The sequence below is a fragment of the Bartonella capreoli genome (genome assembly GCF_902813205.1).
Taxonomy (GTDB): domain Bacteria; phylum Pseudomonadota; class Alphaproteobacteria; order Rhizobiales; family Rhizobiaceae; genus Bartonella; species Bartonella schoenbuchensis.
Genome location: NZ_CADDZX010000049.1, coordinates 1 through 1,263, shown reverse-complemented (window position 1 = coordinate 1,263; position 1,263 = coordinate 1). Strand labels below are relative to the sequence as shown.

Below are 1,263 nucleotides of genomic sequence, written 5' to 3'. Positions count from 1 at the left end.
TGAGTGGTGATGAAAAGATAAAAGATACGGTAGTGTGTGATGATAATGTTATTACGTATGAAATGACATTCATGACACCACAGGAGTATATGGCCTCTCTTTCACGGTTACATAGGTTTTGGAAGCGGCTTTTTTATTATTGGCAGTACAGAATATGGATTTAATGATCAGGGGTATTCATACAATAACTTAAACAAGGTAAAAATAAGGAAAGAAAAGTGATTAAAGGTGATTTTATGGCAATAGTATATACTTTGCGGCTTGTTTTAACTCTGTGTTTTTTGTTTCGTTTTTAACTACTTGTAAAGTGAGTACGTACGTTATTTATTGAGATGCGCTTTCTTTGAAAAGTTTATTAATACAATTCAAATTCTGTTTATCTGACAATCTAAAAAAGCCGAGGTTACAAAGAAGCTTCAGTGTTTTATTTGGATCATTAGACGAAGTATGTTCTAAAATAATAGTTATAGGATTTACTGTATTTGGTTGTTTAACTAGCACGGTAAGTGAAAGTATAATTTCTTGTTTACTGTTTATACTAAATAAATCAAAGAAGTGCTCTGGTTCCGGTTTTGTCTGAGGATTTATTAAGTCGATGTGCTTAGGCTTTGTAGAGATAATTATATCTGGTTTTTTAGGGAATTTTGGGTTTGGATTGATATAGCGTGCTTCAATAAATTGGAATGGGCTTTTGTGATCTATCCAGATGTTATTTACTTTAATTACTTGTTTTGTAGGATTGTGAAGGGCTAACTTTATTGTAATTTCAGGATTTTCATTTTTATACGGAGACACGGTCGATTTATATGATACGCAATTAAACTGCAGTGTTCGTCCTAAAGCCTTTTTTTTCTGTTCTTCATATCTTGCCCAAACTGAAATACTTGCATGAATGCTACTAATGACAATGGAGATTATAGAGAAACATTCAAATACTGTCATTCTATTTTCTCCCCCACTTTTTCAAAACCATAGTGATGAAACGGTTTTATAAAACATTTTTAATGAAACGTCAGATGCCTAACATGATTCCTTTTCTTGATCTAGATACGAAGACAGGCTGGGCAATTTTACACTTAAAGAAAGAAGGAGATATGTGATGGCCACGAAATTACCCTGGGTAAAATTTTATCCTGGTCAATTTTTAATTGAGCTTATGCTTTTGAAGCCAAAAGAAACAGCTGTTTATACAACACTGGTCTTGCTCATGCTTCATGAGCGCGCACCTATTTTTAATGATGCTTCTCATTTATCAAGTTTGTG

Annotated in this window: 1 protein-coding gene; it reads right to left on the bottom strand. The window is 33.0% G+C overall.

Features of this window, described 5'->3' with window-relative positions; all coding sequences use genetic code 11:
* Positions 1-324 precede the first annotated feature (324 nt).
* The gene (locus tag J7R05_RS07170; RefSeq protein WP_010704025.1) at positions 325-942 is read right to left on the bottom strand and encodes a hypothetical protein; all 618 of its coding nucleotides are present in this window, start codon (positions 940-942) and stop codon (positions 325-327) included.
* Positions 943-1,263 lie beyond the last annotated feature (321 nt).